Below are 5879 nucleotides of genomic sequence, written 5' to 3'. Positions count from 1 at the left end.
GCCGCCGCCGCGCTGGCCCGGGCCGCCGACGGCATCGGCGGCAATGTCGAAATGGTTCGACCGGCCTGGCTCATCGAGGAGTCAGACCGGTTGCGCGGCGAGACCTGACGCTGCCGGGGCGGGCGAGCGCCCTGCCCCGAGGAAACGAGGACTGTTGGAGAGTCGGATGTGGCGAACGCCCCCAGCCACACCCACCGCCCCGACACCCGCACCCGGAAGCGCCGCGATCCGTGCCTGGCCGCCGGCGGGGCGAGCTCCTGGCCGCCTACGGGGAGAACGACCTGGCCGTTGACACTGCTGGGCGGACACGTGCCATCGGTCAGGCGATTCGTCAGGACGTGCAGGCGGTAGGGGCGTCGGCCCAGATCCTGGCGTACGAGCCGCCGGACGGGGCACGGGAGGGCCCGGAGCGGCGCCGCTTGGAGCGGACGCCGCGACGCCGCCACTGACAGGGGCGCCCCCGGGCCCTCGCGGGCGGGCTCCAGATCCGGACAGGGCCTAGGCGAGCGACCTCCGCCTTGTTCATGTTGGTGAACGAAAATCATGCACAGGGCGTCGACGCGCCCGCATGGCACCTTTGATGAACTGGTTGTTCAGATCACTGAACAAGAATCATGTACAGGGTCATTGACGTGTTCATAGAGCATCCCTACCGTTCCTGACCAAGCGCTTTCTCCGGTACCTCCGCTGAGTCCTGACCAGACCCAACCCACCTGGAGACCCGATGCAAGTGAAGCCCCTCACGGCGTGCGTCAGCCTGCTGGCCGGCATGCTCCTCACCCTCCCCGGCACCACCGCGCAGGCTGTATCCGCACCTCACGAGGCGTTGTCCGCCGCCGCGCTGTACGTGTCGCCGAACGGCACCGACAGCGCGGCGGGCACACAGTCCGCCCCGACGACCCTCACCTCGGCGATCGCAAGGATCACACCCGGCGGAACGATCTACTTGCGGGGCGGCACGTACCGTTACTCGCAGACCGTCACCATTCCGCAGGGCGCCGATGGCACCTCGGGCGACCGCACCGAACTGACCGCCTATCCGGGCGAGACGCCGGTGCTGAACTTCGCGGCCCAGTCGGAGAGTCCGTCGAACCGCGGGCTCGCCGTCAACGGGTCGTACTGGCACGTCAAGGGAATCGTCGTCGAGCGCGCCGGGGACAACGGAATCTTCGTCGGCGGCAGTGACAACGTGTTCGAGCGCACGGTGACGCGCTTCAACCGCGACACCGGGTTGCAGCTCTCGCGGATGGCATCCGACACCCCCCGCGACCGGTGGCCGTCCAACAACCTCATCCTGAGCGTGGAGTCGCACGACAACGCTGACTCCGACGGTGAGGACGCCGACGGCTTCGCCGCCAAGCTCACCTCCGGACCCGGCAATGTCTTCCGCTACGCGGTGTCCCACAACAACATCGACGATGGCTGGGACCTCTACACCAAGCCGGATACCGGCGCGATCGGCGCGGTGACCATCGAGGACTCCCTCGCCTACGAGAACGGCACCCTCTCCGACGGCACCCAGAACTCCAGCGGTGACCGCAACGGCTACAAGCTCGGCGGCGAGGACATCAAGGTCAATCACGTCGTTCGCCGCAGCATCGCCTACGACAACGGCAAGCACGGATTCACCTACAACCGGAACCCGGGCAGCATGACGGTCTCGGACAACGTCAGCATCGACAACGCCGAGCGCAACTTCTCGTTCGACGCCGGTACCTCGGTCTTCCGCGGCAACGTCTCCTGCCGCGACGACGACGGGTCCAACGACAAGACCGTGGGCGACGCCGACGGATCGAACCAGTTCTGGACCGGCTCGAACGGATCGCGGTGTTCCGCGTACGCCGGGGCGCTGGGCTGGTCCTTCGCCGCGGACGGCCGCCTCGTGGTGACCTTCGGCGGCAACCAGGTCACGCCGTGACCGGCCCTCTTCGCAGGGCGTGTCCCAGCGCAACGACAACGGCGGCAAGAACGACGACGGCAGCTACAACACCCGTATACAAGACGGAAGTTGAGGCAGAGATGAGACGAGGACGATCAGTCGCAGTGCGACTCCATGCGGCGCTGGCCACGATGGCTCTCGCGGCCGTGACCGGTGTGGTTCTGTCCATGCCCGAGGCGTCGGCGGCGACCGGCGGTGTCACCGGCTACGCGACCCAGAACGGTGGGACCACCGGCGGTACGGGCGGACAGACGGTGCGGGCCACCACGGGGACCGCGATCCACGCGGCCCTGTGCGGCCGGGCCAGCAGCAGCACCCCGATCACCATCGAGGTGCAGGGGACGATCAACCACGGCAACACCAGCAAGGTGTCGGGCGACAGTTGCAACACCGCCGCCGGCGTGATTGAGCTCAAGGAGATCAGCAACGTGACGCTCATCGGCGTCGGCAGCGGAGCCGTCTTCGACCAACTGGGCATCCACATTCGCAAGTCCAGCAACATCATCATCCAGAACGTGACCGTCCGGAACGTCAAGAAGTCCGGCTCGCCCACGTCCAACGGCGGTGACGCCATCGGCATGGAGAGCGACGTCCGTAACATCTGGGTCGATCACGTCACCCTGGAGGCATCGGGCGGGGAGTCGGAGGGGTACGACGGCCTCTTCGACATGAAGGACAACACCCGGTACGTGACCCTCTCCTACAGCACGCTGCGCAACTCCGGCCGCGGTGGCCTCGTCGGGTCCAGCGAGAGCGAACTCTCGAACAGCTTCATCACGTACCACCACAACCTGTACGAGAACATCGACTCCCGCACGCCGTTGCTGCGCGGCGGCGTAGCCCACATCTACAACAACCACTACGTGAAGCTCAACGAGTCCGGCATCAACTCCCGGGCCGGGGCCCGCGCCAAGGTGGACAACAACTACTTCAAGGACTCCAAGGACGTCCTGGGCACCTTCTACACCGACGCGGCCGGGTACTGGCAGGTCAGCGGCAACATTCTCGACAACGTGACCTGGTCCAGCCCCAGTAGCGAGAACAACCCCGCAGGGCCCGACCTGAAGTCCAACACCACGGTCAGCATCCCCTACTCCTACAGTCTCGACGCGGCCGACTGCGTGCCGGACATCGTGGCCCGGACGGCAGGTGCCAACAAGGGGCTCCAGGTGTCGGACGGCAACTGCTAGGGCCTCTCGTTTGGATCTTGCCGGGCTCGCGTGCCCTGGCACCGGCCACACCCGCCAGTGCGGTCCGGTTCCGGATGATCAGGTGGTGGCGACCAGCCGGATTCAGGGAACGAGGTGGCCCGCGGCGCGGAACAGTTCGTACCACTCGGCCCGGGTGAGCGGAAGTTCGGAGCCCTGGGCGGCGCCCGCGACGCGCTCCGGGTTGGTGGTGCCCAGCACGACCTGCATCTGAGCGGGGTGGCGGGTGATCCAGGCAGTCGCGATCGCGATGGCGGGGACGTCGTACTGGCCGGCGAGACGGTCAATAACGGCGTTGAGCTCGGGGTAGTCCGGCGAGCCGAGGAAGACCCCCGTGAAGAAACCGGCCTGGAAGGGAGACCACGCCTGGATGGTGATGTCGTTCAGACGGCAGTAGTCGACGATCCCTCCGCCATCGAGGGTGACCGACTGCTGCTCCGCGAGCATGTTCGCAGCGACCCCTTGGGTGATGATCGGCCCGTGTGTGATCGAGAGCTGAAGCTGGTTGGCCACGATGGGCTGACGCACGTACCTGCGCAGCAGGTCAATCTGGCGTGGGGTCTGGTTCGAGACACCGAAGGCGCGCACTTTCCCCGAGGATTCGAGTTCATCGAAGGCGCGGGCGACCTCTTCGGGCTCGACAAGTGCGTCGGGGCGGTGCAGCAGCAGGATGTCGATGCGGTCGGTCCGCAGGGCCGCGAGTGAGCCCTCGACCGATTTGACGATGTGCTCGTAAGAGAAGTCGTAGTACGGCCCGTCCGTCACGATTCCCGCCTTGGTCTGGATCGTGATCTCGTCGCGCTGCGACGGGCTCAGCGCCATCGCGTCGGCGAAGCGGCGTTCACAATCGTGCAGCTCGCCTCCGTATACGTCGGCGTGGTCGACGAAGTCGATGCCCGCGTCACGCGCGGTGCGGACGAGTTCGCGGACGTCCTCGTCCGTCTTGTCGGCGATACGCATCAAGCCGAGCACGACGTTCGGGGCGAGGATGTCGGTGCCGGGCATGGTGAAGGTCTTCACGACGGCTTTCCTTTCAAATTCTCAGGTCCGCACAGTACAAACGGGTCCACTCTGCACCTCAGGCGGCGGAGGGTCCATCGACGCCAGCAGGGCGGAGCCAGGACCGGATCCGTGAAGCACTCGTGAATACCCTGTGGAATTGATGTCAGTGGGGCCGCCTATGCTGCACCGACGATCATGTGGTTCAGGGGAGGTTGCGGCATGTTCGACAGGCTGTTCGGTAGGGGTGGGGAGAGACCGGCTGCGGATCCGCACGCCCTTCCCGTCCCACGCAGGCGGAAGAACGGGATGTACCGGCTGCGCGCGCTCGGGGACAAGCGGGTGCTCGCGTTGACGGAGTCGGCCGACGCAGGTGACTGGCAGGCGGTCAAGGCGGGGCTGACCTTCTTCGATCTCGGCCGCGACCACGACGTCCTGCGTCAGCTCGCCGACTGCTCCGGCGTAGAGGACTGGATCGGCCGGGCCGTCGAGGAGGACAAGGAGCACCGGGCGACGGCCCTGCTGATATCCGGGGCCCGCCACATCGCATGGGGCTGGGAGGCGCGCACGGCCAAGCGTGCCAAGGACGTCACGCGGGAGCAGTGGCGGGTCTTTCACGAGCGGCTCCACATCGCCGAGGAGCAGTTGTTCGAGGCCGCCGAGCTGCGGCCGGAGTGGGTCACGCCGTGGCGCCAGCTCGTCACCTCCGGCCGCGGCATGTCGCTGGGCCTCGCCGTCAACGAGACCCGGCTCGACGCCGCGCTGCGCCGCGACCCGCTGGACCTGGAGACCCACACCGAATGGCTGTCGCAGTTGCAGCCCCGTTGGGGCGGCGAGCCGGGCCAGGCCATGGCGTTCGCCCGCGACGCGCTCGGCCGCGCCCCGCAGGGGCACCGGCTCGGCTGCGTGATCGCCATGGCGCACATCGAGGACTGGGTGGAGTCGGACAGTGGGGACTGCCTCGAAACCCCGGAAATCCAGGCCGAGTTGCGGGCCGCGGCCGACCACAGCATCCTGCACCCCGCTTACGAACGGCGCCCGGGCTGGCAGCACGACTTCAACATGTTCGCCATGGCCCTGTCGCTGGCCGACGAGCGTCACACGGTCCGGCGCGTCTTCCAGGCGCTCGACGGCGCCTACACCCGCTGGCCCTGGACCTACTTCGCGGAGCCCGAGGAGCAGTTCGCCCGCCGCAGCCGCGTCTGAGCACACGCCGATCCCCGTTCCGCAGCACCTGTCGCCCCTCCCACTCCGGACTGCCCATGACTCTGCCCGACACCACCGCGCACGCGGCCGGCGCCGACCACACCTTCCAGGTGGATCTGCGCGGCCTCGTCGATCTCCTCTCCCACCACCTCTACTCCAGCCCTCGCGTCTACCTGCGTGAACTTCTGCAGAACGCGGTGGACGCGCTGACCGCCCGGCACGGCCTCGAACCGACCGCCCCCTCCGACGCCTTCGGCATCCGCCTGTACGCCGACGGTTCGGTGGTACGAGTCGAGGACGACGGCATCGGTCTCACCGCGGACGACGTGCACGCCTTCCTCGCCACGATCGGCCGCAGCAGCAAGCGCGCCGAACGGATCGCAGAGCAACGCGGCGACTTCATAGGCCAGTTCGGAATCGGTCTGCTCTCCTGCTTCCTGGTCGCCGACGAGATCCACGTCATGAGCCGCTCCGCCCGCACTCCCGACGCACCCGCCGTGGAGTGGCGGGGGGGGGGGGGGCGGCGG

The 5879-nt window shown here is 67.6% G+C and carries 4 protein-coding genes and 1 pseudogene; 4 read left to right on the top strand and 1 reads right to left on the bottom strand.

The window, feature by feature from the left end:
• Positions 1-724 precede the first annotated feature (724 nt).
• Both GA0115259_RS06410 and GA0115259_RS06405 read left to right on the top strand, forming a co-directional pair.
• Positions 725-1918 (top strand): right-handed parallel beta-helix repeat-containing protein, encoded by a 1194-nt coding sequence (locus GA0115259_RS06410; RefSeq protein ID WP_093592116.1) that lies wholly within the window; start codon positions 725-727, stop codon positions 1916-1918.
• A gap of 101 nt (positions 1919-2019) precedes the next feature.
• Positions 2020-3126: pseudogene (locus GA0115259_RS06405) on the top strand (polysaccharide lyase family 1 protein); the annotation flags it as partial.
• A 105-nt stretch (positions 3127-3231) separates the two neighbouring features.
• On the opposite strand, the gene GA0115259_RS06400 reads toward GA0115259_RS06405, so the two are convergent.
• Complete coding sequence (locus GA0115259_RS06400; RefSeq protein WP_093592110.1) at positions 3232-4167, bottom strand: aldo/keto reductase; 936 nt, start codon at positions 4165-4167, stop codon at positions 3232-3234.
• Positions 4168-4368: 201 nt separating this feature from the next.
• On the opposite strand from GA0115259_RS06400, the gene GA0115259_RS06395 reads away from it, so the two are divergent.
• Together GA0115259_RS06395 and GA0115259_RS06390 are read left to right on the top strand one after the other, a co-directional pair.
• Entirely contained in the window at positions 4369-5352 is a 984-nt protein-coding gene (locus GA0115259_RS06395; RefSeq protein WP_093592107.1) for a hypothetical protein, read from the top strand.
• A 56-nt stretch (positions 5353-5408) separates the two neighbouring features.
• Positions 5409-5879: ATP-binding protein (locus GA0115259_RS06390; protein WP_176732452.1), on the top strand; the 471-nt coding region annotated here is incomplete at its 3' end.

The organism is Streptomyces sp. MnatMP-M17 (assembly GCF_900091995.1).
Lineage (GTDB): Bacteria > Actinomycetota > Actinomycetes > Streptomycetales > Streptomycetaceae > Streptomyces.
The sequence above is the reverse complement of the archived record's forward strand: the minus strand, read 5'-3'. Positions and strand labels throughout refer to the sequence as shown.